Origin of the sequence: Phycicoccus sp. Soil748 (assembly GCF_001428025.1) — a bacterium.
In the GTDB taxonomy this organism is placed as follows: domain Bacteria; phylum Actinomycetota; class Actinomycetes; order Actinomycetales; family Dermatophilaceae; genus Pedococcus.
The window spans coordinates 111,954-138,675 of record NZ_LMSC01000008.1; the positions used below are offsets into that span (position 1 = coordinate 111,954).

A 26,722-nucleotide genomic window follows, 5' to 3' on the forward strand; every position below is an offset into this window, starting at 1 on the left:
AGGTATACCGAGTATCAGGGGACGCCGTCAAGCATCAGGCGGGTGTCGGCACGTCCTCGGGCGCGGAGGCGGTCAGGGCGGCCGCGTGGCTCGTCGGCGCCGTCCGGCCGCCAGGGCGTAGCAGCGGCTGGGCGGCGAGCGAGAGCGCCAGGGCACCGGCGGCGGCCCCGACGGTGACCCCGAACGCCGCGGTGTGCCCGTGGCTGTCGGCGAGCCGGCCCGCCACGGCCGACCCCACGGCGTACCCGAGGCCGGTGGCCGCCGCGAGCAGCGTCATGGCGGTGCCCACCTTCGCGGGCGGGGCGCTGCGCTCGCCCATGGTGAAGTTGCTGATCATGTAGGGCGCCACGACGAACCCGAGCACCAGCACGACGAGCACCAGCGACTGCAGCGACCCGACCGCGAGCAGGGGCAGTGACAGCACCAGCAGGCCGGCTGCCGCGACCAGCATCCGCAGCGGGAAGCCGAAGCGCTCGGGCACCCCGGCGATGGCGAGGCCGGCGGCGACGCTGCCGACTCCGAGGACCGCGTGCACGAGCCCCGCGATCCCCGCGTGGCCCTCCGCGGTGGCCAGCACGCTCGTGCCGGTCTGCACCGAGCCGAAGAAGGCGCCGATGAGGCCCTGGGCGACCATCAGCACCGCCAGCGTCGCGGACATGACCCGCACCCGCGGCTGCCCCTCGCGGCGCGGGGTGTGGGCGAGGCGTGCCGTCGGGTGCAGGGCGAACGCGCCGCCGAAGCCGACGAGCAGGACCGCGGCCACGACCAGCCCGGCGCCCGGGTCGGCGAGCAGGAGCAGCAGGCCGAGCAGGGCCGGGCCGAGCACGAAGGTGGCCTCGTCGGCCGCGCCCTCGTACGAGAACGCCGCCTCGACGAGCCGGTGCTGACGCGCCCCGGCTCCCCGGGTGATGGGGCGCCAGCGGACGCGGGCCAGGGGACCGATCTGCGGCAGGAAGGCGCCGGTCGCGCCGGCGGCCGTGGCGAGCACGGCACCGGAGGCGTCGGAGCGGGCGAGGGCCACCAGGGCTAGCAGGCCGAGGCCGCCGAGCACGGACTGGGCGAGCACCACGGGCCGCTGCCCGACGCGGTCGGCGAGGGCCGCCGCGACGGGGGAGCAGACGGCGTTCGCGACGGCGAGGGAGCCGGCGGCGAGTCCGCCCGCGGCATACGAACCGGTGGTCCCGGACACGAGCAGCAGGGCGCCCATCTGGCTCATGGCCAGGGGCAGCCGGCCGACGAAGGCGATGACGACGTAGAGGGGGCCGGCCAGGCGCAGCAGCTGGCGGTAGGAGGCGATCGGTGACACGGGCTCAGGTCCTCGGGGCGGTGCCGGGGTACGGCGAACGGGCGTGCGCCGAACCCGCCTCCGAGGCGCACAGGAACCCTGAGCATTCCGGGCGAGGGCCTCAGCTCAGCGCTGCGGCCACGGGACCGGACGCCTCATTCTACCGGTGCGGAAGGGGTGCCCCGGTCAGCCGGCAACAAGCACCACGGCGAGGGTGACCGCACCCGGCAGCGCCTGGACGAAGAGGATCCGGTGGCTCGCGGTGGCGGCGCCGTACACCCCGGCCACGACCACACAAGCCAGGAAGAACACCCGGAACGCGAACCGGTGGTCGGCCGGACCCACCAGCCCCCACAGCAGGCCGGCCGCGAGGAACCCGTTGTAGAGGCCCTGGTTGGCGGCGAGCGCCCTGGTGGACTCGGCGAACTCCGGTGTCAGGCCGAAGGCAGCCCGGCCGCGCGGGGTCGTCCACAGCAGCATCTCTAGCACGACGATGTAGGCATGGAGGGCCGCCACGAGGGCCACGAGGACGACGGCGAGGGTGCTCACCCCCGAAGCGTGGCAGGTGGTGCCGTGGCTGTCAGGGCGTGAGCAGGATCTTGCCGATGTGGCCGCTCTCCTCGAGCTCGCGGTGGGCCGCGGGGGCGTCGGCGAGCGCATGCGTCGAGTGGACGACCGGCCGCACGCGGCCGTCCTCGACCAGCGGCCAGACGTGCTCGCGGACCGCGGCGACGATGGCGGCCTTCTCGTCGGCGGGGCGCGCCCGCAGGGAGGTGGCGATGACGGCGCCGCGCTTGCGCAGCAACAGGCCGAGGTCGAGCTCGGCGTTCGCGCCGCCCTGCAGCCCGATGACGACGAGGCGTCCGCCGGGGGCCAGGGCCTCGACGTTGCGGGCGAGGTACTTGGCGCCCATGTTGTCGAGGATGACGTCGGCCCCGGCACCGCCGGTCGCGGCCCTGACCTCCTCGACGAAGTCCTGCTCGCGGTAGTTGACGAGGATCTCCGCCCCGAGCTGGCGGCACGCCTCGAGCTTGGCGGCTGACCCGGCGGTGACGACCACGCGGGCGCCGACCTCGCGGGCCAGCTGGATGGCCATGGTGCCGATGCCCGACGACCCGCCGTGGATGAGCACGGTCTGGCCGGGCAGCAGGTTGGCGGTCATGAAGACGTTGCTCCAGACGGTGCTGACCACCTCGGGCAGCGCAGCGGCGTCCTGCAGGCTCACGCCGTGCGGCACGGGCAGCAGCTGGCCGGCGGGCACGCAGACCAGCTCGGCGTAGCCGCCACCGGACAGCAGGGCGCACACCTGGTCGCCGACCGCCCAGCCCTCGACGCCCGCGCCCAGCGCCTCGACCGTGCCGCTGACCTCGAGACCGGGGTACTCAGGGGCTCCGGGCGGCGGCGGGTAGTGGCCCAGCCGCTGCATCACGTCGGCACGGTTGACCCCGGCCGCCGCGACCCGGACCCGCACCTCGCCGGCCGCGGGCTCGGGGTCGGGGACGTCCGAGAGGACGAGGGCGTCGGCGTCACCGGGCTGGGGGATCGTGATGGCCTTCATGGGTCGAGCCTATGGCGGGCGTCCTCGAGGTCCGCGGGGGTGTCGACGTCGAGGGTGCCCGGCGCCTCGAGCGGGACGACGGCGGTCCGCAGTCGGTCGAGCACCCGCATGAGCGGGGCGCCCTGGGGCGGGTCGGGTACGGCGTCGCGGAGGGCATCCGCCCGGTAGGCGGCGAGCAGCGGCTGCAGCCGTCCGCCGGCGTCGCGTCCCACGACCGCGTCGACATCGGGCTGGCCGGCCAGCTGTGCCACGAGTGCGGGTGCCGGTCCGGCGGCGTACGGCATGTCCCCGCCGAGCGCGACGACGACCGGGTCGCCCACGTGGACCAGCGCTGCGGCCAGGGCGGCGACGGGGCCGCCGCCCGGCGGCTCCTCGCGGCACCAGCGGACCGGTCGCGACAGCTCGCGCGGCTCGCCGACGCAGACGACGGTCCAGGTGGGCGGCAGGCCGCGCACGAGGTGGTCGAGGACGGTGGTGGGGCCGAAGGCGGCCCGGGTCTTGTCGCCGCCGAAGCGGGTGCCGGCCCCTCCGCAGAGCACGACGGCGGTCACGGTGGTCACGCCCGCCATTGTGGTGGTCTCAGCCGGCGGCGTCCGGCCTGCGGGCGGGGCAGGTGGTCGAGGCGACGTACTCGAAGTGCCACCACTCGTTGTCGTAGGTGCGGCAGAGCCCGTACGCCGACCCGTGCTCCTCGAGCCAGGACGCCACCGCCGCGGGGTGCACGTCCACGGCGTACCCCTTGACGTGCGCGGACCGCAGCGGGGTGAGCACCCAGCGACCGGCCTCGGCCTTGGACCCGTAGGTGGCGACGGCGCGGTCGAACAGCACCTGCTGGTACTGCCGGCTGCGCCAGGCCGAGCGGACCTGCGGCGCGAGGCCGGCGGACCGCGCTGCGGCGAAAGCGCGCTCGAACGCCCGCGCCGCCGGCTGCTGCATGTTGGTCAGGCCGGGCACCGGGGCGCTGAAGGCGATGCTGGTGGTCGGTTCGGGGATGCGGTCGGTGACCACGGGGGCGAAGCTCGTCGCCGCCGGCGAGTGGTGGGGCTTGGACGAGGCGTGGGGGCGCGCTGCCCTGGAGGTGGACCGTGGCGTGGCGGCGCCCGAGGGCACGGCTGCGACGGGCTGCGGGCCCCGACCCTGGGCCGAGGCGTCGTCGGCGGTGGCGTCCCCTCCGTGCCAGGCGGCATACCCCGCCGTGCCTCCCCCGACGAGGAGCAGCGAGACGGCGATGGTGACGGTCCGCCGCAGGCGCTGCCGCCGTCGCCGCCCGGTGGACACGTGGGTCGTCGTCATGGTCTCCCCCCTTTCCGACCACGACAGTGTGGCAGGACCCCCGGTCGGATCAGCGGACCCCGCCGATGCGTGCCGTCAGCGTCGCGGCCACGCGGCCGACTGCGGCGACGAGCCGCTTCCGCTCGGTCTCGTCGACCTCGTCACGCGGGAAGGTCAGCGCGACCCCGGCGACCGGGTGGCCGGTGTGGTCGACGACCGCGCGGGCCACCGATGACAGCCCCGCACTGACGGAGTCGTCCTCGACGGCGTAGCCGCGGGCCCGGACCGCGGTGAGCTCGCGGCGCAGCTCGCTCACCGTCGTGGGTCCGTGCCCGTCGCGCTGGACGAGGGAGTCCTTGTGCGGGAACAGCGCCCGCACCTGGGCAGGCGGAAGCTCGGCCAGCATCGCGAGGCCGCTTGCGGTCAGCGACGCGGGCAGCCGCACGCCCACGTCGGTGACCAGCAGGGGCCGACCGGGAGCGCGCTCCTCGATGACGTAGAGCACGTCGCGTCCGTGCAGCACCGCGAGGTGGGCGTTGTGGGTCGTGGAGTCGACCAGGCGCCCGAGCAGCGGCCGGGCGATGCGCTGCAGCGGCGCCTGCCGCTGGTAGGCCGAGCCGAGCTCGAACGCCGCCACCCCGAGCCCGTAGCGGCGCTCCTCCTCGAGGTGGGTCACGAAGCCGTGGTCGCGCAGTACGGCGAGCAGGTGGTAGGTCGTCGACCGCGGCAGCCCGAGCTCACGGGCGATGGCGCCCGCCGGCAGGGGCTCGGTATGGCGCGCGAGCAGGGTGAGCACCTCGAGGGTGTGCCGGGCGGCGGGAGCGTTGGCCACGCGTCAGGCACCCCAGCGGTAGCGGCGTTCGGGACGGCCTGCCGACCCGTAGCGCAGCGACACCTCGGCCTGGCCGATGCTGCAGAAGTACTCGAGGTAGCGCCGCGCGCTGACCCGGCTGAGGCCGACCTGCTCGGCGGCCTCGGACGCGGACAGGTTGTCGGTGGCGCCGCGCAGGGCCGACTCCACCAGGCGCGCGGTCTGCGGGCTCATGCCCTTCGGCAGGGCCGCGGCGGTGGGGGCGGCGCCCCCGCGCGACAGCACCCGGTCTATGTCCTCCTGGCCGCGGACCTGGGCGGCGGTGAGCGCGTCGCGCTGCGCGGCATACCGCTCCAGGCGCTCGCGGAGGTCCTCGAAGCCGAACGGCTTGAGGACGTAGTCGACGACGCCCTGGCGCAGGGCGCCCCGGACGGCGTCGGCCTCCTTGGCCGCGGTGATCACCATGACGTCGCACTCGTGACCGGCCCGGCGCAGCTCGCCGAGGACGTCGAGGCCGAACTGGTCGGGCAGGTAGAGGTCGAGCAGCACGAGGTCGGGGCCGAGCTCACCGGCCGCGGCGACCGCGTCCGCACCGCTGTGGCAGGTGCCCACGACCTCGAATCCCTCGACGCGCGAGACGAACCCGGTGTGCACCCGCGCAACCATGAAGTCGTCGTCGACGACGAGGACGCGGATCACCGGTTGTCCCCCGCCGGGGTCGCCACCGGCGCGATGCCGAGCTGCGCCACGAACACCGCGCCGCCCTCCGGCGACCGCGCGAGCTGCACCTCGCCCCCACGTCGCTGGCACACCAGCCGGGTCAGGGCCAGGCCGATGCCGCGCTCGCCGGCCGTGGCCGCCTTGGTCGTGAAGCCGTGGGCGAAGACCTCCTGCGCCACCTCGGGCGGCACCCCCGGCCCGGAGTCGGACACCCGCACCTCGACGCTGGACGCGTCCTGGCGGATGGTCACCTCGACCCACTGGCCGGTCGGGCCGCTACCAGGGCCGTTGCCGGGGATGCTGCTCACGGCGTCGATCGCGTTGTCGACGAGGTTGCCGACGACGGTCGCGACGTCGGCGGAGTCCTCGGGGTCCAGGCGGTCGAGCGAGGTCTCGTCGGACACCCGCAGGTCGGCGCGACGCTCGGAGGCGAGCGACGCCTTGGCCATGAGCAGGGCGGCAACGGCGGGGTCGCGGACCCGGCTGTTGACGAGAAGGTCGAGGGACTGGCGACGCTCGGTGACGGCGTCGACGTAGCGCACGACCTCGTCGTACTCCCCGAGCTGGATGAGGCCGCTGATGGTGTGCAGCTGGTTGGCGAACTCGTGGGTCTGCGCGCGCAGCAGCGAGGTGGTGCTGCGGAACGAGCCGAGCTCGCGCTCGAGGTTGGCCAGGGCGGTGCGGTCACGCAGCGTGGTGACCGTGCCGAGGTGGCGCCCGTCGCGGGTCACGTGCATGCGGTTCATGACGAGCACCCGGCCGCGGCGGATGACGACCTCGTCACGAGGGGACTCGTCGTCGTCACGGCCCGTCACGCGGCCACCGTCGCGCGGGCCGTCCGGGCCGGTGCCGGTGAGGACGTCGAGCAGGCGGCCCTCGACCCGCAGGTCGCGCAGGCTCATGCCGGCGGCGTGCTCGGGCAGGTCGAGCAGGCGGCGGGCGACGTCGTTGACGAGGGTGACCCGCTGGTGGGGGTCGAGCGCGATCACCCCCTCGGCGATCCCGTAGAGGAGTGCCTCGCGGTGCTCTGCCAGCCCGGTGATCTCGTGCGGCTCCAGGCCGAGGGTCTGCCGCTTGATGCGCCGGGCGAGCAGCCACGAGCCGGCCACGCCGAGGGCCAGCGCGATGCCGAGGTAGGTGAGCAGGTACGACGAGGCGCCGCGCAGCCGCTCCCAGACCGAGGGGAAGTCCTCGGTGATCATCACGGTCCCGAGGTGCTCGCCGACGTGTCCCTTGGCGAGGCTGAGGACCGGCACCTGGCTGACGAGCATCCGGTTGCCGTCGAGCTGCATGACCCCTGACCAGCTCGCGCCGGTGCCGACGGACCTCGCACCCAGCGGCAGCGGCCGGGTCTCCATGGACGGGTCCGTGGAGACCCGGACGTTCTCGTCCTCGTCGGCGATGGTCACGGTGGTGACGCGCGACTGCGTCACCGTCTGCAGGGCGAGCGTGGCCAGGCCGGTGCGCTGCTCGGGCAGGTCGAGGTTGTAGAGGACCAGCGGGTTGGCGGCCAGCTGCTCGGCCAGCGCGGACACGCGGCGGCCCTCGACGCGGTTGAAGGTGGCCTGCGACTGGGCCAGGGACACCGCGCCGACGCTGACGAGGACGACGGTGATGATGCCCAGCTGGAGGAAGAGCAGCTGCCCGGCCAGCGTCCGCCGGCGCAGTGCGCGCATGACCACTATGAACTCAACCTTCTCTGGTGACACAAGGGCGACGAATCGCCCGCGGGGCGAGCACGATCATCCCGCTCGACCCACTCCACGCGAAAGAGGCCTCAACGATGAGAGCTCGATTCACCGGTCTGGCTGCTGCGGCAGCCGTGGCCTCCACCTTCCTCGTCGCCGCTTGCGGCGCGACCGCCAACCAGGGCACCGGCACCTCGGCCAGCAACGACGGCAAGCCCGCCAGCGGCCTGCAGATCATGGTCCCCAACTCGCCCGGCGGCGGCTACGACACCACTGCGCGCACCGCGGCCAAGGTGCTCGAGTCGTCGAAGATCACCAGCTCCGTCCAGGTCTTCAACCTCCCGGGCGCCGGTGGCACCGTCGGCCTGCAGCGCGTCGTCAACGAGAAGGGCAACGGCAAGCTGGCCATGCAGATGGGCCTCGGCGTCGTCGGCGCGGCCTACACGCAGAAGTCCAAGGCCACCCTCAACGACACCACCCCGATCGCCAAGCTGATCGAGGAGGCCGGGGCGATCGTGGTCCCGAAGGACTCGCCCTACAAGGACATCAACCAGCTCGTCGCCGCGTGGAAGGCCGACCCGAAGAAGATGGCCGTCGGCGGCGGTTCCTCGCCGGGCGGTCCCGACCACCTGCTGCCGATGCAGCTGGCCAAGGCCGTCGGCATCGACCCCAAGCAGGTCAGCTACGTGTCCTACGACGGTGGCGGCGAGCTCCTGCCCGCGCTGCTCGGCAACAAGATCGCGTTCGGTGCCAGCGGCTTCGGCGAGTTCCTCGACCAGGTCGAGGCCGGCGACGTGCGCGTCCTCGCGGTGACCAGCGAGAAGCCGATCGACGCGCTCAAGGACGTCAAGACGCTCAAGGACCAGGGCATCGACCTGGTGTTCACGAACTGGCGCGGCATCGTGGCCCCTCCCGGCATCTCCGACGCCGACAAGAAGGTCTGGGTCGACGCCCTGACCAAGATGCACGACTCGCAGGCCTGGAAGGACGAGGAGGCCAAGCGCGGCTGGACCGACGCCTTCGCCACCGGTGACGAGTTCAGCACCTTCCTCAAGGACCAGGACACCCAGGTCGCCGACATCCTCAAGCAGCTCGGCCTCGCATGAGCCCGCAGCACCCCGAGACCACGGGACCCGGAACCTCCGACGCGGTGGTGGCGCCCGACGCCACCGCCGCGGCGGGCGGGGCCGGCGGGACCAAGGACCGCGCGCAGTACGGCCTGTGTGCCGGCCTGGCCCTGCTCGGCGCCTACGTCCTGTTCGACGCCAGCCGGATCGGTGCGGTGTCGAGCAGCAACGACCCGGTGGGCCCCAAGCCCATGCCGATCCTGCTCGGGGTGCTGCTGCTCGTCGTCGCGGCCTTCTACGCCGTCGACATCGCCCGAGGCGGCCACGGCGAGGCCGAGGAGGGTGAGGACGTCGACCTGTCGACCAGCGTCGACTGGCGCACCATCGGCATGCTCATCGCCGCCTTCGCGGTCAACGCGCTGCTCATCGAGCCACTCGGCTGGGTCATCAGCGGAGCCCTGCTCTTCTGGGGCTCGGCGTTCGCCCTCGGAAACCGCCACCACGTCCGTGGGCTGGCCGCCGGAGTCGCGCTGTCGCTCATCACCTTCTACGCCTTCGCCATCGGCCTCGGCGTCAACCTGCCCGCGGGCATCCTGCAGGGAATCCTCTGATGGACAACATCACCAGCCTCATCGGCGGTTTCGGCGACGTCCTGTCGCCGATGAACCTCCTCATCGCCCTGCTCGGCGTCACCGTCGGGACCGCCGTCGGCGTGCTGCCGGGCATCGGCCCGGCCATGACGGTCGCCCTGCTCCTGCCGATCACCTACGGCATGGCGCCCGTCGAGGGCCTGATCCTGTTCGCGGGCATCTTCTACGGCGGCATGTACGGCGGCTCCACGACCTCGATCCTGCTCAACACCCCCGGCGAGTCCGCGTCGGTGGTGACCGCCATCGAGGGCAACAAGATGGCCAAGGCCGGACGCGCCGCCCAGGCGCTCGCGACCTCGGCCATCGGGTCCTTCATCGCCGGCACCATCGGCACGCTGGGCATCGTCTTCCTCATGCCGCAGGTCGCCAAGTTCGCGATCAGCCTCGGTGCTCCCGAGTACCTCGCGATCATCCTGCTCACCTTCACCGGGGTCACCGCGGTGCTGGGCGCCTCCCGGGTCCGAGGCCTCGCCTCGCTGCTCGTCGGCCTGACCATCGGCGTCGTCGGCATCGACTTCGTCACCGGTCAGCAGCGGCTCACCGGCGGCCTGCCCCAGCTCGCGGACGGCATCGACGTCGTCGTCGTGGCGGTCGGCATCTTCGCCGTCGGCGAGGCCCTGTGGGTCGCGGCGCACCTGCGGCGCAAGGCGGGCGAGGTCATCCCCGTCGGCCGTCCGTGGATGGGACGCAGCGACTGGTCCCGCTCGTGGAAGCCCTGGCTGCGCGGCACCCTGCTCGGCTTCCCCTTCGGCGCCATGCCCGCCGGCGGCGCCGAGATCCCGACGCTGCTGTCCTACACCGCCGAGAAGAAGCTCTCCAGGCACCCGGAGGAGTTCGGCAAGGGCGCCATCGAGGGCGTGGCCGGGCCTGAGGCGGCCAACAACGCCTCCGCCGCAGGCACCCTCGTGCCGATGCTCGCCCTCGGCCTGCCGACCAACGCCACCGCGGCGATCATGCTGGCTGCCCTCCAGGGCTGGGGCATCGAGCCCGGCCCGCTGCTCCTCACCAAGGAGCCGGCGCTCGTCTGGGCGCTCATCGCGAGCCTGTTCATCGGCAACACCATGCTGCTGCTGCTCAACCTCCCCCTCGCCCCCGCCTGGGCCAAGCTGCTGCAGATCCCGCGGCCCTACCTCTACGCCGGCATCCTGTTCTTCGCCTCCATGGGTGCGTATGCCGTGAACAGCCAGCCGTTCGACCTGTGGCTGCTGCTCGCGCTGGGGCTGCTCGGGTTCGCGATGCGGCGGTTCGGGCTCCCCGTCCTGCCGCTCATCGTGGGCGTCATCCTCGGCCCGCTCGTCGAGCGCAAGGGGCGGCAGTCGCTGCAGCTCACCGGCGGCGACCTCTCCGGCCTGGTCGGAGGACCGGTGGCGTGGGTCTGCTACGTCCTCATCGTCATCGCCCTCGCCTGGCCCCTCGTCGGCCTCGTCCGCAGCCGCCTCGGGCGCTCGGGCGGCTCGGGTGACCACCACGACGGCCCCGGCAGCGGCGACGGCCAGGGCCCCGACGCCCTGGCGAGCGCCCGCGCCGGCTACAGCTTCAACTCCCCGGAGGCCTGACATGACCGTGCTCGTGGGCTTCGTGCCCAACCCCCTGGGCGAGTCCGCCCTCACCGCTGCCGTCGCCGAGGCCCGGCGGCGCGGCGAGCGGCTCCTCGTGGTCAACATGTCCCGCGACGACGTCCTCGTGGACGCACGTCGTGCGGGTGAGGAGCAGCTCGAGCGGGTGCGTCGCGACCTCGAGGAGCTCGCGCTCGAGTTCGAGGTGCGCCAGATCGAGGAGGGCGGCGACGCGGCCGAGGTCATCCTCGACGTGGCCCGGGAAGAGAAGGCGTCGGTGATCGTGATCGGGCTGCGCCACCGGACACCGGTCGGCAAGCTGTTGCTCGGCTCGGCGGCCCAGCGCATCCTGCTCGACGCGGACTGCCCCGTCCTGGCCGTCAAGGCAGGATGAGCGCATGAGCGAGGGAGCTGGCACCCACGGTGACGCGACGAGCCCGGCCACGGCCGACCTCTACGACGAGCACGGAGAGGACCTGCAGTCCTGCGCGGTCCAGTTCCGCAGCTACGGAGGCCATCGAGCCTTCCACGGGGTGATCAGCACGATCCGCTGCCACCGCGACAACGCGCTGCTCAAGGCCCGGCTGGCCGAGCCGGGCGAGGGGCGGGTGATGGTCGTCGACGGTGGGGGCTCGCTGGAGTCAGCGCTCATGGGTGACCTCATCGCCGGCTCCGCGGTCGAGAGCGGGTGGTCCGGCGTCATCATCAACGGCGCCGTCCGCGACGTGGTCACCCTGCGCGACCTGCCGCTCGGCGCCCTGGCCCTGGGCTCCAACCCTCGCAAGAGCTCCAAGGAAGGTGTCGGCGAGCGCGACGTCACGGTGTCGTTCGGCGGTGTCGACTTCGTGCCCGGCCAGCAGCTCTGGGCCGACGAGGACGGCATCCTCGTCACCCGCGCCTGAGTCCGCCGCGCCCCCGCCGCACGGAGGGGCACATGGTCAGGGGTTGGTCAGGAACCAGGCACTTCCGTCCCATACGTCACACCTCGGGGGCTACCCTCGGCGCGACCCGAGGAGCTTCCATGACCATCTCGCGCCCCCGCCCCGCCGCGCTCGCCGCCCTCACCGCAGTGCTCGCCGCGGCGGTCACTGCAGCCTCGGTCACCCCGGCGGCAGCCGGCCCGACCGCGTCCGGTGACCTCGAGCGTGCGGCCTCGACCACGGGGGTGCCGCGCACCACGGCCGCCTCGACGGGACTGGCGCCATTCGGCCCGACCGGCGGCCCGCTCAGCCGCTCAGCCGGCACGGCGTCGACCGACGCGACCACCACGACGACGACCGACCTCACCTCCAGCATCGCGACCAAGCTCACCACGCGCGCCAAGGACACCCGGCTGGGTACGGCGTGGAGCGGCCAGGTCGTCGACCTCGCCACCGGGCGCGCGGTGTGGTCGAGGAGCACGACCACGACGCGCCTCCCCGCGTCCAACGAGAAGCTCATCACCGCATACGTCGCGATGAAGTCACTCGGTGGCGGCGCCACGCTCACCACCTCGGTGCTGCAGGGGAGCCGCTACAAGAGCTCGGTCTACCTCAAGGGTGTCGGTGACCCGACGCTCACCTCGGCCCGGCTGAAAACGATGGCCTCGACGGTCGCCAGCACGTACAAGGCGCAGGGCATCACGGCGGTGAAGGTGTTCGTCGACGACTCGCTCTTCCCCGCCCCCACCAACGCCACCGGCTGGAAGGCCGAGTGGGTGCCGTCGGAGGTCGCCCCCGTCCGGGCCCTGGTGGTCGACCAGGTCAATGTCATGGACACCTCCGTCAACGCCGGCTACGTGCTCGCCAACCAGCTCCGGTCCTACGGCCTCACGGTCAACGGCGTCGGTCGGGCGGTCGTGGAGACCGGCTCGACGACCGTGGCCGGCTCGACCTCGCCCAGCGTGGGGTCGATGGTCCAGGCGATGCTCAACGTCAGCCAGAACGACTACGCCGAGGCACTCTTCCGCCTCGCCGCCCTCAAGCGCGGGTTCGCCGGTGACTGGACCGGCGCGAGGGCCAACGCGCTCCAGGTGCTGCAGCGCTACGGCGTCTACACCAAGGGGCTCGTGTTCTACGACGGCTCCGGCCTCTCGCGCTCCGACCGCATGCCGGTGACGACCGCGCTGTACCTCGTCAAGAAGATGCGCACCCAGCCCGACGTCAACAGCGTGGTGTTCGCCTCGCCGGGCATGCCGGTGGCAGGCGTCTCCGGCACGCTGGAGAACCGCTTCACCACCGCGCCGACCAGCTGCGCCCGCTCCATCGTGCGCGCCAAGACCGGCAGCCTCGACGACGTCGTCACGCTGAGCGGGATAGCCCAGGGCAAGGACGGGCGCGAGCGGTTGTTCTCGCTGTTGGTCAACGCCAACACGGCGACGGCCGGCGCCCGCGCCGCGGTCGACGCCCTGACCGCCACCGCCACCGGCTGCTACTGAGCCGGCCCCCGCCGACGCGAGCACGGTCTCGCATGCGAGACGGTATGGCGCGTGCGCGCCTCCCGCACCGCGAGCGGCTGCGCTGCAATTGAAGGCATGACCGCCACTGCCTCCAGCCCTGACACCACGAGCAGCCGGCCCACCGCGTCCGTGACCGTCGGGGTGGGCCCCCTGTCCTTCGAGGACGTCGTCGCCGTGGCCCGGCAGGACGCCCGGGTCGAGGTCTCGCCGGAGGCCCTCGCCGAGGTGCGGCGCACGCGCGCTGTCATCGACGCGCTCGCCGACGACGACCAGGCGCACTACGGCGTCTCGACCGGCTTCGGCGCGCTCGCCACCAGGCACATCCCCGTCGAGCTGCGTGCCCAGCTGCAGCGCTCGCTGGTCCGCTCGCACGCCGCCGGCTCCGGCCCCGAGGTCGAGCGCGAGGTCGTCCGCGCACTGATGCTGCTGCGCATCTCCACGCTGGCGACCGGGCGCACCGGCATTCGCGAGGAGACGCTCACGACCTACGTCGCCATGCTCAACGCCGGCATCACCCCGGTCGTCCACGAGTACGGCTCGCTCGGCTGCTCCGGCGACCTCGCCCCGTTGTCGCACTGCGCCCTGGCACTGATGGGCGAGGGTGTCGTCCGCGACGCGACCGGTGAGAAGCTGCCGACGGAGGAGGTCTTCGCCGCCGCCGGGATCACTCCCGTCGAGCTGCGGGAGAAGGAGGGCCTAGCCCTGATCAACGGCACCGACGGGATGCTGGGCATGCTCGTCCTGGCCATCACCGACCTTCGGATGCTGCTCAAGGTCGCCGACGTCACCGCAGCGATGAGCGTCGAGGGCCAGCTCGGGACGGACGACGTCTTCGCCGCCGACCTGCACGCCCTGAGGCCACAGCCCGGCCAGGCGCTGTCGGCCGCCAACCTGCGGAAGGTGATGCAGGGCAGCGGGATCCGTGACAGCCACCGCGACCCCGAGGCCTGCACCCGCGTCCAGGACGCCTACTCGCTGCGCTGCTCGCCGCAGGTCGCCGGTGGCGTGCGCGACACGGTGGAGCACGCGGCGCGGGTCGCCGGGTACGAGCTGGCGTCCGCCGTCGACAACCCTGTGGTGACGCCGGACGGCCGCGTCGAGTCCAACGGCAACTTCCACGGGGCGCCGGTCGCCTACGTCCTGGACTTCCTCGCGATCGTCGCTGCCGACCTCGCCTCCATCTCCGAGCGGCGCACCGACCGGTTCCTCGACGTCTCCCGCAACCACGGGCTGCACGCCTTCCTCGCCGACGACCCCGGCGTCGACAGCGGGCACATGATCGCGCAGTACACCCAGGCCGCGATCGTCTCGGAGATGAAGCGGCTCGCGGCACCGGCGTCCGTCGACTCGATCCCCTCGAGCGCCATGCAGGAGGACCACGTGTCGATGGGGTGGTCGGCCGCCCGCAAGCTGCGGCGCTCCGTCGACGGGCTCACACGGGTGCTGGCCGTCGAGCTGCTCACGGCGGCCCGAGCCCTGGAGCTGCGGGCCCCGCTCACGCCCGCACCGGCCACCGCCGCCGTCGTCGCCGCCCTGCGCGCGGCCGGTGCCCCGGCCCCCGGCCCAGACCGGTTCCTCGCCCCCGAGATCGAGACGGCGGTCCGGCTCGTCGCCAGCGGCGGGGCCCTTGCCGCGGCCGAAGCCGTCACCGGCCCCCTCAGCTAGCCCACGCCATACCGAGATGGTGGTGAACCGTCGCCATCGGCCCGGACGACCACGATCTTCCACCACCTCGACGAACACTCGCTCGACCACCCGCCCGTACGAAGCCTGAAGGAGAACGACATGGAAGGCGCCCGTCCCGTCCGCGCACCCCGCGGCACCGCCCTCACGCACGCCACCCACTGGGGTGCCGAGGCGCCGCTGCGGATGCTCATGAACAACCTCGACCCCGAGGTTGCCGAGCGTCCCGACGACCTCGTCGTCTACGGCGGCACCGGCCGGGCGGCCCGTGACTGGAAGTCGTTCGACGCCATGGTCCGCACCCTGTCGACGCTCAAGCAGGACGAGACCATGCTCGTGCAGAGCGGGCGTCCCGTCGGCGTCATGCAGACCCACGAGTGGGCGCCGCGCGTGCTCATCGCCAACTCCAACCTCGTCGGCGACTGGGCCACGTGGCCGGAGTTCCGCCGGCTCGAGCACCTCGGGCTGACGATGTACGGCCAGATGACGGCCGGCTCGTGGATCTACATCGGCACCCAGGGGATCGTGCAGGGCACCTACGAGACGTTCGCCGCCGTCGCCGAGAAGGGGTTCGGCGGGACGCTCGCCGGCACCCTGACCCTCACCGGTGGCTGCGGCGGTATGGGTGGCGCGCAGCCGCTGGCCGTCACCCTCAACGGCGGTGTCTGCCTCATCGTCGACGTCGACCCCGCCCGCCTGCACCGCCGGGTCGAGCACCGCTACCTCGACGAGGTCGCCGACTCCCTCGACGACGCCATCGCGAAGTCGCTGAAGGCCAAGGAGGAGAGGCGGGCCTGGTCGATCGGTGTCGTGGGCAACGCGGCCACGGTGTTCCCCGAGCTGCTGCGTCGCGGTGTCGCCATCGACATCGTCACCGACCAGACCTCGGCCCACGACCCGCTGTCCTACCTGCCCGAGGGCATCGACCTTGACGACTGGCACGAGTACGCGGAGAAGAAGCCGGAGGAGTTCACCGACCGGGCCCGGGCGTCGATGGCCAAGCACGTGCAGGCCATGGTCGAGTTCCAGGACGGCGGCGCCGAGGTCTTCGACTACGGCAACAGCATCCGCGACGAGGCTCGCCAGGGTGGCTACGAGCGGGCGTTCGAGTTCCCCGGGTTCGTGCCCGCCTACATCCGACCGCTCTTCTGCGAGGGCAAGGGCCCGTTCCGCTGGGCTGCCCTCTCCGGCGACCCGAAGGACATCGCCGCCACCGACCGTGCCGTGCTGGACCTGTTCCCGGACAACGACCGGCTGCACAAGTGGATCCGGGGGGCGCAGGAGCGGATCGCGTTCCAGGGCCTGCCTGCCCGCATCTGCTGGCTCGGCCAGGGGGAGCGCGACAAGGCGGGCCTGGCGTTCAACGAGCTGGTCCGCACCGGCGAGGTGAGCGCGCCGATCGTCATCGGCCGCGACCACCTGGACACCGGGTCGGTGGCGAGCCCCTACCGCGAGACCGAGTCGATGCTCGACGGCTCCGACGCCATCGCCGACTGGCCGCTGCTCAACGCCCTGGTCAACACCTCCTCCGGTGCGAGCTGGGTCTCGATCCACCACGGTGGCGGTGTCGGCATCGGCCGGTCGCTGCACGCCGGCCAGGTCTCACTGGCCGACGGCACCGACCTCGCGGCCCAGAAGCTCGCCCGGGTGCTCACCAACGACCCGGCGATGGGCGTCATCCGGCACGTCGACGCGGGATACGACATCGCCGAGCGCACGGCCGCCGAGCAGGGCGTCCGCATCCCGATGCGCGAGGGCTGAGGCACCCCGCCCCCGGCCCGCCCCGACCCGCGCCAACTTTGGGTGCTGCAGCGCGCGCATTCACGAGCGTTCCGGCCCCCAAAGCTCGGGTGGGAGCGGGGCGGAGCTTGGGGTTGGGTCAGCCGGTGGGTTCGGTGACGTCGGCGACCTGGGCGTCGAGCACCCGTACGAGGTCGTCGGCCTGGAGGGTTGCCGCGACGCCGTGGGCGCCGGCCCCGATCGACAGGGGCCGGCCCGTCAGCGTCGCGTCGGCGACGACGGGCCACGCCCGCGTCGACCCGAACGGCGTGATGGTGCCGCGCTCGTACCCGGTGACGTCCTTGGCCGTCGCCGCGTCGGGCATCGACATGCGGTTGACCCCGAGCAGGGCTCGCAGCTTGGGCCAGCTGATCTCGCGTCTGCCGGGGACGAGGACGAAGAGGTAGTCGTCCTCGGCGCGCCGCACGACGAGCGTCTTGACGATGTCGCGGGGCTCCACGCCTCGTGCCGCGGCGGCCTCCTCCAGTGAGCCGACCCTGCCGTGGCGGGTGATGGTGTGCGGGATGCCGCTCGCCTCCAGCGCTGCCGCGGCCCGGGCCGCACCGTCGTCGCTCATGGGACGAGGGTAGGCGTCGCGCACCCGGTACGGCGCGGGGCCCGGGCTTGCGGGCGAGTGGCCGAAAGTTTCGTGCTGAGTAGGGCGCGGGGCTGGGGCTTGCGGGCGAGTGGCCGAAAGTTTCGTGCTGAGTAGGGCGCGGGGCTGCGGCTTGCGGGCGAGTGGCCGAAAGTCCGGGGCGCCCTCACCAGCCGCGGCAGGGGCTGCGGAGGCGTGGACGCGCCCTTGACACGGTCCTGGCCCCCGGCCACCCTGCACGGTGGTGACACGAGTCACCAGTCCCTCGACGAAGAGGTGCCCCGTGCCCCACCACCCCTTGCCAAGCCGTCGCAGGCGGTCCCGTACCCCGGTGCTCGCCCTCGCGGCCGTGGCCACGCTCGCGCTCGGCGGCCTCGTGGCCCCGAGCGCCCACGCCGCGGCCGCCGCGCCGACTGCACCAGCCGCACCAGCCGCACCGGCGGCACCCACCGACCCGGCGGCACCTGCCCTCGGCCCGGCGGTCACCGTCTTCGACCCGAGCATGCCGGTGTCCCGGATCCAGGCCGAGATGGACGCGTTCGCCTCCCAGCAGGTCGACAACGAGATGGGCACCGCCCGACACGCGTTCCTCTTCGCTCCCGGCACCTACGGCACGGCCGCCCAGCCGCTGCAGGTCAAGGTCGGCTACTACACCGAGGTCGCCGGCCTCGGAGCCTCCCCGGGTGACGTGACCATCAACGGCAAGGTCGAGGTCTACAACCGCTGCCTCGGTGACGGCGGCACCAGCAACTGCATCGCCCTCGACAACTTCTGGCGGACGCTGTCCAACCTCACCCTCCACGTGGATGCCACCGGACAGGACGGCTGCCGCGCCTCGGCGAACTTCTGGGCGGTGTCGCAGGCCGTCTCGATGCGCCGGCTCGACATCAGCGGCGCCAACCTGTCGCTGATGGACTACTGCACCGCCGGACCGCAGTACGCCAGCGGTGGCTTCATCGCGGACTCACGGATCCCGTTCACCATCAACGGTTCCCAGCAGCAGTGGTTCACCCGCAACAGCGAGGTCGCCGGGTGGAGCAACGGCGTGTGGAACGCCGTGTTCTCGGGCGTCGTCGGCGCGCCCGCCGAAACGGGATACCCCGACCCGCCCTACACGACGCTCGACCGCACCCCCGTGAGCCGGGAGAAGCCGTACCTCTTCGTCGACGGGCAGGGCCGGTACGCCGTGCGGGTCCCGTCCGCGCGACGCGACAGCCGGGGGATCTCCTGGGCCCAGGGCCTGACGCCGGGGCGGACCGTCGCGCTCGACAGGTTCTTCGTGGCGAGCCCGTCGACTCCGGTGCAGGAGATCAACAACCAGCTGGCCCGCGGGCTCGACCTGCTCCTGACCCCCGGTGTCTACGACATCGACCGGAGCATCAGCATCAAGCGCCCGGGGACGGTCGTGCTCGGCCTGGGCCACGCCACCCTGACCGCGGTCGGTGGGGCCGTCCCCCTGACGGTCGCGGACGTGCCTGGGGTCGTCGTCGCCGGCGTCACGGTCGACGCGGGGACGGTCGAGTCTCCGGCCCTGCTGCGCGTCGGCACCCGTCACGGCAACAACGGTGTCCCGCATGACGCCTCGAGCGACCCGACGACCCTCTCGGACGTCTACTTCAGGGTCGGCGGACCGCACGTCGGGCGCACCCGGACCGCTCTCGAGGTGAACAGCGACGACGTCCTCGTCGACCACACCTGGGTCTGGCGGGCCGACCACGGGGTGGAGCCCTTCACCGCCGGGGTGAGTGGCGACACCGACCGCTGGCGGACCAACACGGGGCTCAACGGCGTGGTCGTCAACGGTGACGACGTCACCGCCACGGGCCTGTTCGTCGAGCACTTCCAGCAGCACAACGTCGTCTGGAACGGGGAGCGCGGCACGACGATCTTCTTCCAGAACGAGCTGCCCTACGACCCGCCGACCCAGGCCGACTGGGACCACGACGGGGTCCGCGGCTGGGCCGCGTACAAGGTGGCCGACGGCGTGACCAGCCACCGGCTGTACGGCGGCGGGTCCTACGTCTACAACCGCAACGACCCGTCGATCCACACCGCGAACGGCTTCGAGGTGCCGCAGGCGCCGGGCGTCCGCCTGCACCACCTGCTCACGGTCAACCTCGGTGGCGGCGTGCTGGACCACGTGGTCAACGGCGTGGGCGGGGCTGCCGACACGACCAAGGTCGGGGTGCCCGTCTACGTCACCGACTACCCGGCCCCGTAGCCCTCAGGCCGACCCCCGGACGACGAGGTGCACGGTGTCGTCCGGGGGCGGTCCTGCCGTGCCGGAGTGGTCGAGGGCGGCCACGACGGCGGCTGCCAGGTGTCGCGCCTGGGCGTCCAGGGACTGCGCGACGGTCGTCAGCGTCGGCACCGAGAACTGCGCCGCGGTGGTGTCGTCGACTCCCACCACGGCGAGCTGGTCGGGGCAGGCGACCCCCTCTGCCCGGGCCGCGGCGAGGACCGCGAGGGCGACGTCGTCGTTGTAGGCGGCCACCCCGGTGACCGGGGCGTCCCCGTCCCGCAAGGTGCGCAGCGCCGTCCGCGCCGCCTGCGTCGTGAGCTCGACCGGGACGACGACCGGGGCCGGCAGTCCCGCCTCGGCGCACGTTGCCCGGACACCCGCGAGCCGAAGCTCGGCGAACAGCCGGACCCGGGAGTCGGTTGGGGCGGCGTAGCCGAGGACCGTGCAGCCCCTGGCGACCAGGTGGGCAGCCTGCAGCCTCCCGATGCGCTCCTGCGTCGCGGCGAAGACGTCGGGGACGTCTCCCGAGAACGGTGATTCGATGGCCCGGATCCCCGCCCGCTGCATGGCCTCTCGGTCCTCGCGCGTGAACCCCAGGACCCCCACCACGGCCAGGGGCGTAACGGTGCGCCACAGCTCGCGCAGCGGCCGGCCGGACCGGGCGTGGTGCACGAGCAGGGTGAGGCCGCGCTGCGCGAGCTCGCCGGCGAGGTGGTCCAGCAGGGTGTCGACAGCCGGCCCCAGGGGCCAGTCGGGAAGGACGTAGAGGACGAGGTCGCTGCGTCCGGTGCGCAACGTCCGTGCGGCGACTGAGGGGTGGTAGCCGAGCCGATCGGCGGAGGCCCGGACCCGGGCGCGGGTCTCGTCCGAGACGCGGACACCCGGGGTGTCGTTGAGCACGTAGCTGACGGTCGTCCGGGAGACCCCGCTGTCGCGCGCGACATCGGCACTGGTCACGCTCTCCACCCCAACCTCCCGGCCGTGCTCGTCCTGGCGGCCAGCCTAGTGAGCAGCGCCGGGCCGCCGGGACGGCTCAGCGCAGGAGCAGGTTGAGCACCACCGTCAGGACGACCGAGAGCAGCACGGAGGCCAGGATCATGGTCAGGCAGCCTGCGGTCCCCCCGATGGGCCGCACGTCGACGTTTCCGATTCGCATGGGCCCGGTCTACCCCAAGGGCGCCTGCCGAAGCCGGGCGTCTGCCATCCGAGACGGTATGGCGGGCGAGCCGCCACCGTCCGTGAGCTCGCTGGTGTGCAATGGTCCTGTTCGCCGACCCCGCCGCCGCGGGGTCGTCACCCGTGCCGGCGAGGTCGTGGAGAGGGCGCAGTGAGCTTCGAGTCGATGTGGGCCGAGCTGGAGCCGGTGGGGCGCAGCGAGCGCTCGGGCGGCTACCGCAGGTTCGCGTGGAGCCGGGCCGACCACGACCTGCGGGAGTGGTTCGCCGCCGAGGCCGCCCGCCGCGGGCTCGACCTCACCGAGGACCGGATGGGCAACCAGTGGGCGTGGTGGGGTGACCCCGACCAGGCGGTGCGTGACGGCGACCCCGGCGTCGTCACCGGGTCGCACCTCGACAGCGTCCCCGACGGGGGTGCCTTCGACGGCCCGCTCGGTGTGGTCAGCGCCTTCTCGGCGCTCGATGCGCTGCGCGACAAGGGTTTTGCGCCCCGACGCCCCATCGGCGTCGTCAACTTCGTCGACGAGGAGGGCGCCCGCTTCGGGGTCGCCTGCGCCGGGTCACGGGTCATCACCGGCGCCATGACGGGTCGGCGTGCCCGCAGCCTGACCGACGCCGACGGCACGACTATGGCCGACGCGCTGCAGGCCGCGGGCCGGGACCCGCACCAGATCGGCCGCGACGACGAGACCGTCGCCCGGGTGGGCGCGTTCGTCGAGCTGCACGTGGAGCAGGGCCGGGCGCTCGTCGACCTCGGCCACCCGGTGGCGGTCGGCACCGACATCTGGCCGCACGGCCGCTGGCGGCTCGACTTCCCCGGCGAGGCCAACCACGCGGGGACGACGCAGCTCGAGGACCGCCACGACGCCATGCTCGGCTTCGCCGGCGCCGTGCTCGCCGCACGTGAGGCGGCCACCACTCACGGCTGCGTCGCGACGGTCGGCAAGGTCGCCGTCACCCCCGGCGGGGTCAACGCCATACCCAGCGCCGTGACCGGCTGGCTCGACGCGCGCGGGGCGAGCCCGCGGGCGGTGCGCCGGGCGGTGGCCGACGTCCGCTCGATGGTCGAGCAGGCCGGCGGGGTGGTGAGCGAGGAGTCCTGGACGGCCTCGACGCCGTTCGACGCGGTGCTCGGCGCCCGGCTGCAGACGGTGCTGGGCAACGTGCCGGCCCTCGGCACGGGGGCGGGCCACGACGCGGGGATCTTCGCCAACGCCGGCGTGCCCACGGCGATGCTCTTCGTCCGCAACCCCACCGGTGTCTCGCACTCGCCCCGCGAGCATGCCGAGCTGTCCGACTGCCTCGAGGGCGTCCAGGCGCTCACCACCGTCCTGGAGGACCTCGCGGGCGCGCAGGGTCCGGGTGCGGGCGGCCGGGCATGACGACGTACTGGGCCGAGCACGCCTGGCTGCCCACGGGACTCGCGACCGAGGTGCGCTTCGAGGTCGTCGACGGCCGCTTCGCTGGCGTGCGCCGCAGGGCCCGCCCCGAGCCCGGTGACGAGCGCCTGCACGGCGTCCTGCTGCCCGGCCTCGCCAACGCGCACAGCCACGCCTTCCACCGCGCCCTGAGGGGCCGCACCCACGGCGACGGGGGCAACTTCTGGACCTGGCGCGAGCAGATGTACGCCGTGACGCGGCACCTCACGCCGGACACCTACCACGCGCTTGCCCGGGCGGTGTTCGCCGAGATGGCGCTGGCAGGCATCACGGTGGTCGGCGAGTTCCACTACCTGCACCACGAGGCGCGAGCACGCCACTACAGCGACCCGAACGCGATGGGGCACGCCCTCGTCGAGGCGGCCCGGGAGGCCGGGGTGCGGCTGACGCTGCTCGACACGTGCTACCTCGCCGGCGGCCTCACCGGTGACGGGCACCTGCCGCTGGACGACGTGCAGGAGCGGTTCTCCGACGGGGACGTCGACGCCTGGGCGTCGCGGGTGGCCGCACTGGAGCCCGATGCCACGACCCGGGTCGGCGCAGCCGTCCACTCCGTGCGCGCCGTACCCCGCGACCAGCTCAAGCCGCTGGCCGAGGTGACCCGCGGACGCACCGTGCACGCCCACGTCAGCGAGCAGCCGGGCGAGAACCTCGCGACCCAGATGTTCTACGGCGCGACGCCGACCCGCCTGCTCGCGGACGCGGGGCTCCTCACCCAGCGCTTCACCGCGGTCCACGCCACCCACCTCACCGACGACGACACCGCGCTGCTGGGAAACCACCGGACCACCGCGTGCTTCTGCCCCACGACCGAGCGCGACCTCGCCGACGGCATCGGACCCGCCAGGGCGCTGGCCGACGCGGGCGTGCGGCTGACCCTCGGGTCCGACCAGCACGCCGTGATCGACCTCTTCGAGGAGGTCCGGGGCCTGGAGATGCACGAGCGCCTCGCGAGCAACGAGCGCGGCCGGTTCACCGCCGACGAGCTCATGCGGGCCGCGAGCGTCGACGGCTACCGCAGCCTCGGGTGGGCCGAGGGCGGCACGGTCGCCGACGGCGAGCCTGCAGACTTCGTCCTCGTGCGCACCGACACCGTCAACACCGCCGGCTCGAAGGCAGGCCAGATCCTCTACAGCGCCACGCGCTCAGACGTCGACCTGGTGGTCGTGGGCGGCCGGGTCGTCGTCCGCGACGCGCAGCACCGGCTGGGCGACGTGGCCGGCCTGCTGACGACGTCGCTGGCCGCCGTGCGGGAGCACCGGTGAGCAGCGTCGTCGTCGCCGGCATCGGTGAGCTCGTCACCTGTGACGGGACCGGCACGGACGGGCTCGGCGCCCGCAGCGGCGCCGCGGTGGTGGTCGAGGACGGTCTCGTCGCGTGGATCGGTCCGCAGTCGGCGGCGCCCGCCGCCGACCGGCGCGTCGACGTCGGCGGCCGAGCCGTCCTACCCGGCTTCGTCGACTCCCACGCCCACCTGGTGTTCGCCGGCGACCGGGGGGACGAGTTCGCTGCCCGGATGGCCGGCACGCCCTACGACGGCGGCGGGATCGGGGTGTCGGTGGCTTCGACACGGGCAGCGACCGACGACGAGCTGCGCGCGCTGCTGGCCGCCCGGGTCGCGGAGATGCGCGCGCAGGGGACGACCACCGTGGAGGTGAAGAGCGGCTACGGGCTCACCGTCGAGGACGAGGTGCGCGCCCTGCGCCTGGCCCGCGAGGTCACGCAGGAGACGACGTTCCTCGGGGCGCACGTCGTGCCGGCCGAGTACGCCGCCGACCGCGCGGCCTACCTCGACCTGGTGACGGGCCCGATGCTCGCGGCCGCGGCGCCGTACGCCCGTTGGGTCGACGTCTTCTGCGAGCCCCACTCGGCCCACGCCTTCACCGCCGAGGAGGCCCGTGCCGTGCTGGTCGCGGGGCGGGAGGCCGGGCTCGGGCTGCGCGTCCACGGCAACCAGCTGGGCCCCGGACCCGGCGTCCAGCTTGCCGTCGAGCTCGGCGCCGCCAGTGTCGACCACTGCACCTACCTGTCCGGCGCGGACGTCGACGCGCTCGCCGCCGGCACCACCGTCGCCACGCTGCTGCCGGGCGTGGAGTTCTCGACGCGCTCGCCCTACCCCGACGCAGCCGCCCTGCTGCGGGCCGGGGTCGACATCGCCCTCGCCACCGACTGCAACCCGGGCACCTGCTACTCCTCGTCCATGCCGTTCGTCATCGCCCTCGCCGTTCGCGAGATGGGCCTGACGCCGGGGCAGGCCGTGCACGCCGCGACAGCCGGCTCGGCGAGGTCGCTGCGTCGCGACGACGTCGGCCGGCTGGTCGTGGGCGCCCGCGCCGACCTCACCGTGCTCGACGCCCCCTCGCACGTGCACCTGTCCTACCGGGCCGGCGTGCCGATCGCCCGTGCGCTGGACCTCCGGGCCTGAGGGTGGCGTCCCGGACCCGCCGGCGTCGCGCCGGCGTCGTCGCCGCGGCCACCCTGCTCGTGGCGGCGTTGGTGGTCGTCGGGGACGCGCTGGTCCTCAGCGCCCGGGTGACGCGGCTCGACGTCAGCCCGTCGCGGTCCGGCGGCGGCACGACATACCTCCTGGTCGCCTCGGACTCGCGCGAGCGGCTCGACGCGGCGGACCAGCGCCGCTACGCGGACGCCAACCAGCCCCACGGTGAGCGCGCCGACCTCGTCCTGCTCCTGCGGGCCCCGCAGGACGGACCGGCTCGCCTGTACTCCGTGCCGCGTGACCTCTACGTCGGCGAGGAGCGGGACGCCCCCCACCGCCTCGGCCTCTCGCTGGCCGACGGCCCGCAGGCGCTGGTCGACAGCCTCTGCGCCGACGTGGGCGTCGGGGTGGACCACGTGGTGGTCGCCGACTTCGCCGCCCTCGTCGACCTGGTCGACACGGTCGGTGGGGTCCGGGTCACCCTGGCCGCGCCCACCCGTGACCGGCGGGCCCAGCTCGACCTGCAGGCCGGCCCGCAGCGCCTCGACGGCCGGCAGGCCCTTGCCTGGGTGCGCTCGCGGCACCCGGAGGTGAAGCGCGGTGGGCGGTGGGTGGCCGACCGCGCCGCCGACCCGACGCGTTCCACCCATGCCGCCCAGGTCCTCGGAGGGGTCAGTGCCGCGCTCGACGACCCGGTCACCGTGCAGCGCGCCCTCTGGGCCGCCGGGCCCAGCCTGCGCCGCGACGGCGGTCTCCGGGTGCCCCAGATCCTGTCCCTGGCCAGGGCTCTGCGCGGCGCGGCTGCCGCGGGGGTCGTCGCCGTGCCGGCACGGTTCGAGGACACCGCGGTGCCGTTCGCGTTCATGACCGAGGAGACCACCGCGGCCCTGAGCCCCCTGCAGTCACCGGGCTGCGTGGGCGGCTGACCTCGGCCGTTCGGCCCGAGTGTGTTGCGTCGAGACGCAATGCGTGTCGTTTTGTCGGTGTGGGCGGCACCCGCTCGCTACTGTCGCCGCGCGAGCACCGCACCTGCTCGCCCTGACACCACGAACCCACGAGGAACCCCATGCCTGCTGCCCGCTTCCGCCTGTCCGCCGCGGCTGCCGTCGCCGTCCTCGGCGCCGGCCTCTTCCTGGCCGGTCCGGCCAGCGCGGCCCCCGGGACCACGATCAAGCTCGACCCGTCGGACGTCGTCATGTCCGACCAGGTGCTCAACGCCTCGGGCACGTGCGCCGCCCGCAGCACGGCTGCCGTGCTCACGGTCTCCCAGAACGGCACCGAGATCGCCCGCGAGAGTGTCAAGGTCGATGGGACCGACCTGTCCTACTCCGCCGACCTCGACCTCTCCAAGGGCGACTTCGGCGCCGCGAACGTCACCGTCGACTGCTTCCGCTACGACGAGCCCGCCGCCCTCGGCACGGCTTCTGCCCAGTTCCTGCTGGCCACCGACCTCCTCTTCGACCAGATCGACGTGACGGTCAGCCCGTCCACCGTCGCCATCGGCTCGAAGTACACGATCACCGGCGCCTGCGCCCCCGGCACCACCACCGCGGAGGTCCTCGCGGGCGTCGGCGAGAACGACGAGCCCTTCCTCGACGAGGTCGTCACCCCGGCCGCCGACGGCACCGTCACCTACAACGACACGCTGACCGCCGGTGAGTTCGTCGACACCGGCGACGCGCTCGCCATCGTCGTCTGCGGCGACCCCAGCAACCCCGACGCGGTCGGCGCCGCCGACTTCACCATCACCGCCGCCCCGGCCTCGGCGATCCCGGTCGCCGTGCCCGGTGCCGCCCCCGCGGCGGCCCCGGCCGCCCGCCCCGAGCTGGCTGCCACCGGTTCGGACAACGGCCCGCTCGCCGGCCTCGGTGGGGCGCTGCTGCTGCTCGGTGTCGGGGCCCACGTCCTGCGCCGCCGTGCGGACCTCAAGGCCTGACCCGCTCCACACGCACGAGTGCCGCGCNTGCATGGCCTTCGGGAGGTGGCCCGAGGACTTGGCGTAGTACTGCGCGGCCTTGCGGGTCACCGCGACCCTGGTCGCACCGACGGCCAGGCCGGTGAGGGCGGCGAACACCACCGCGTCCTTCCACGGCGTACGGGGGTCGCGGGGGTCGAGGGTCGCGTCCTTGCCGGCTTTCTTCCAGATGGCCGTCACCAGCTTGTTGGCGACGATGCCGGCCAGCACCGCCGAACCCGTGCCCATCACTCGCCACACCATCGGGCCCATGTCGTCCTCCAGCTCGTTCGTCCGTGACCGCTCATACCGCGGTAGTCGCGCGGGATGCCGTCCCTGCTCTCTCACACCACCCTGTCACGGAGGAGTAGCGT

The 26,722-nt window shown here is 73.4% G+C and carries 25 protein-coding genes and 1 pseudogene; 14 read left to right on the forward strand and 12 right to left on the reverse strand.

All coding sequences use genetic code 11. The annotated features are described in order from the left end of the window. Positions 1–34: 34 nt before the first annotated feature. The 8 genes from ASG70_RS13020 to ASG70_RS13055 all read right to left on the reverse strand — a co-directional run bounded on the left by ASG70_RS13020 (position 35) and on the right by ASG70_RS13055 (position 7,322). The gene (locus ASG70_RS13020; RefSeq protein ID WP_082590744.1) at positions 35–1,306 is read right to left on the reverse strand and encodes an MFS transporter; all 1,272 of its coding nucleotides are present in this window, start codon (positions 1,304–1,306) and stop codon (positions 35–37) included. A gap of 165 nt (positions 1,307–1,471) precedes the next feature. After that, positions 1,472–1,834, reverse strand: a complete 363-nt coding sequence (locus ASG70_RS13025; protein ID WP_056884287.1) for a DUF1304 domain-containing protein — start codon at positions 1,832–1,834, stop codon at positions 1,472–1,474. A gap of 31 nt (positions 1,835–1,865) precedes the next feature. Next, positions 1,866–2,843, reverse strand: a complete 978-nt coding sequence (locus tag ASG70_RS13030) for an NAD(P)H-quinone oxidoreductase (RefSeq protein WP_056884288.1) — start codon at positions 2,841–2,843, stop codon at positions 1,866–1,868. After that, the gene (locus ASG70_RS13035; protein WP_162253916.1) at positions 2,840–3,403 is read right to left on the reverse strand and encodes a molybdenum cofactor guanylyltransferase; all 564 of its coding nucleotides are present in this window, start codon (positions 3,401–3,403) and stop codon (positions 2,840–2,842) included. Before ASG70_RS13035 ends, ASG70_RS13030 begins: the two co-directional genes overlap by 4 nt. Before the next feature lie 19 nt (positions 3,404–3,422). Continuing rightward, a complete protein-coding gene (locus ASG70_RS19685) occupies positions 3,423–4,136 on the reverse strand; it encodes a D-alanyl-D-alanine carboxypeptidase family protein (RefSeq protein ID WP_056884290.1) in 714 nt (237 codons plus the stop codon). A 49-nt stretch (positions 4,137–4,185) separates the two neighbouring features. Continuing rightward, complete coding sequence (locus tag ASG70_RS13045; protein ID WP_056884291.1) at positions 4,186–4,947, reverse strand: IclR family transcriptional regulator; 762 nt, start codon at positions 4,945–4,947, stop codon at positions 4,186–4,188. A 3-nt stretch (positions 4,948–4,950) separates the two neighbouring features. Beyond that, complete coding sequence (locus ASG70_RS13050; protein ID WP_056884292.1) at positions 4,951–5,625, reverse strand: response regulator; 675 nt, start codon at positions 5,623–5,625, stop codon at positions 4,951–4,953. Next, positions 5,622–7,322, reverse strand: coding sequence for an ATP-binding protein (locus tag ASG70_RS13055; RefSeq protein WP_056884462.1), 1,701 nt, complete (start codon positions 7,320–7,322; stop codon positions 5,622–5,624). Before ASG70_RS13055 ends, ASG70_RS13050 begins: the two co-directional genes overlap by 4 nt. 107 nt (positions 7,323–7,429) lie before the next feature. Here ASG70_RS13055 and ASG70_RS13060 point away from each other — a divergent pair, with 107 nt between their 5' ends. The 8 genes from ASG70_RS13060 (at position 7,430) to hutU (ending at position 16,488) form a co-directional block, all read left to right on the forward strand. Then, a complete protein-coding gene (locus ASG70_RS13060) occupies positions 7,430–8,440 on the forward strand; it encodes a tripartite tricarboxylate transporter substrate binding protein (protein ID WP_082590747.1) in 1,011 nt (336 codons plus the stop codon). After that, entirely contained in the window at positions 8,437–9,012 is a 576-nt protein-coding gene (locus ASG70_RS13065) for a tripartite tricarboxylate transporter TctB family protein (RefSeq protein WP_056884293.1), read from the forward strand. The genes ASG70_RS13060 and ASG70_RS13065 overlap by 4 nt, the downstream gene beginning before the upstream one ends. Beyond that, positions 9,012–10,607 carry a tripartite tricarboxylate transporter permease gene (locus ASG70_RS13070; protein ID WP_056884294.1) on the forward strand — a complete coding sequence of 532 codons (1,596 nt, stop codon included), beginning with the start codon at positions 9,012–9,014 and terminating at the stop codon, positions 10,605–10,607. The genes ASG70_RS13065 and ASG70_RS13070 overlap by 1 nt, the downstream gene beginning before the upstream one ends. Before the next feature lies 1 nt (position 10,608). After that, complete coding sequence (locus ASG70_RS13075; protein ID WP_056884295.1) at positions 10,609–11,001, forward strand: universal stress protein; 393 nt, start codon at positions 10,609–10,611, stop codon at positions 10,999–11,001. Positions 11,002–11,005: 4 nt separating this feature from the next. Continuing rightward, entirely contained in the window at positions 11,006–11,509 is a 504-nt protein-coding gene (gene rraA / locus ASG70_RS13080; RefSeq protein WP_056884296.1) for a ribonuclease E activity regulator RraA, read from the forward strand. Positions 11,510–11,628: 119 nt separating this feature from the next. Further along, on the forward strand, positions 11,629–13,023 hold the full coding sequence (locus ASG70_RS13085) for a D-alanyl-D-alanine carboxypeptidase/D-alanyl-D-alanine-endopeptidase (RefSeq protein WP_056884297.1): 1,395 nt from the start codon (positions 11,629–11,631) through the stop codon (positions 13,021–13,023). Between the two features lie 96 nt (positions 13,024–13,119). Then, positions 13,120–14,709: a histidine ammonia-lyase gene (gene hutH, locus ASG70_RS13090; RefSeq protein ID WP_056884298.1), complete on the forward strand. Its 1,590-nt coding sequence runs from the start codon at positions 13,120–13,122 to the stop codon at positions 14,707–14,709. A 120-nt stretch (positions 14,710–14,829) separates the two neighbouring features. Next, a complete protein-coding gene (hutU, locus tag ASG70_RS13095) occupies positions 14,830–16,488 on the forward strand; it encodes a urocanate hydratase (RefSeq protein ID WP_056884299.1) in 1,659 nt (552 codons plus the stop codon). Positions 16,489–16,606: 118 nt separating this feature from the next. Here hutU and ASG70_RS13100 read toward each other — a convergent pair whose 3' ends face one another. Further along, the gene (locus tag ASG70_RS13100; protein ID WP_056884300.1) at positions 16,607–17,083 is read right to left on the reverse strand and encodes an aminoacyl-tRNA deacylase; all 477 of its coding nucleotides are present in this window, start codon (positions 17,081–17,083) and stop codon (positions 16,607–16,609) included. 349 nt (positions 17,084–17,432) lie between these two features. Here ASG70_RS13100 and ASG70_RS13105 point away from each other — a divergent pair, with 349 nt between their 5' ends. Beyond that, positions 17,433–19,322: an adenylyl cyclase gene (locus ASG70_RS13105; protein ID WP_200949277.1), complete on the forward strand. Its 1,890-nt coding sequence runs from the start codon at positions 17,433–17,435 to the stop codon at positions 19,320–19,322. A 3-nt stretch (positions 19,323–19,325) separates the two neighbouring features. Here the strand turns inward: ASG70_RS13105 and ASG70_RS13110 are convergent, their stop codons facing one another. Together ASG70_RS13110 and ASG70_RS20220 are read right to left on the reverse strand one after the other, a co-directional pair. Continuing rightward, a complete protein-coding gene (locus ASG70_RS13110; protein ID WP_082590800.1) occupies positions 19,326–20,300 on the reverse strand; it encodes a LacI family DNA-binding transcriptional regulator in 975 nt (324 codons plus the stop codon). 76 nt (positions 20,301–20,376) lie between these two features. Continuing rightward, complete coding sequence (locus ASG70_RS20220; RefSeq protein ID WP_255353848.1) at positions 20,377–20,499, reverse strand: hypothetical protein; 123 nt, start codon at positions 20,497–20,499, stop codon at positions 20,377–20,379. Between the two features lie 186 nt (positions 20,500–20,685). On the opposite strand from ASG70_RS20220, the gene ASG70_RS13115 reads away from it, so the two are divergent. The 5 genes from ASG70_RS13115 (at position 20,686) to ASG70_RS20040 (ending at position 26,330) form a co-directional block, all read left to right on the forward strand. Continuing rightward, positions 20,686–21,900, forward strand: coding sequence for an allantoate amidohydrolase (locus ASG70_RS13115; RefSeq protein WP_056884465.1), 1,215 nt, complete (start codon positions 20,686–20,688; stop codon positions 21,898–21,900). Further along, complete coding sequence (locus ASG70_RS13120; protein ID WP_056884302.1) at positions 21,897–23,222, forward strand: formimidoylglutamate deiminase; 1,326 nt, start codon at positions 21,897–21,899, stop codon at positions 23,220–23,222. Before ASG70_RS13115 ends, ASG70_RS13120 begins: the two co-directional genes overlap by 4 nt. Next, positions 23,219–24,382, forward strand: coding sequence for an imidazolonepropionase (hutI, locus tag ASG70_RS13125; RefSeq protein WP_056884303.1), 1,164 nt, complete (start codon positions 23,219–23,221; stop codon positions 24,380–24,382). Before ASG70_RS13120 ends, hutI begins: the two co-directional genes overlap by 4 nt. A gap of 2 nt (positions 24,383–24,384) precedes the next feature. Continuing rightward, entirely contained in the window at positions 24,385–25,320 is a 936-nt protein-coding gene (locus ASG70_RS13130) for an LCP family protein (protein ID WP_056884304.1), read from the forward strand. Between the two features lie 140 nt (positions 25,321–25,460). Next, complete coding sequence (locus ASG70_RS20040) at positions 25,461–26,330, forward strand: LPXTG cell wall anchor domain-containing protein (protein WP_056884305.1); 870 nt, start codon at positions 25,461–25,463, stop codon at positions 26,328–26,330. A gap of 28 nt (positions 26,331–26,358) precedes the next feature. Here the strand turns inward: ASG70_RS20040 and ASG70_RS20045 are convergent. Beyond that, positions 26,359–26,621 (reverse strand): annotated as a pseudogene (locus ASG70_RS20045) (DUF4235 domain-containing protein); the annotation flags it as partial. Positions 26,622–26,722 lie beyond the last annotated feature (101 nt).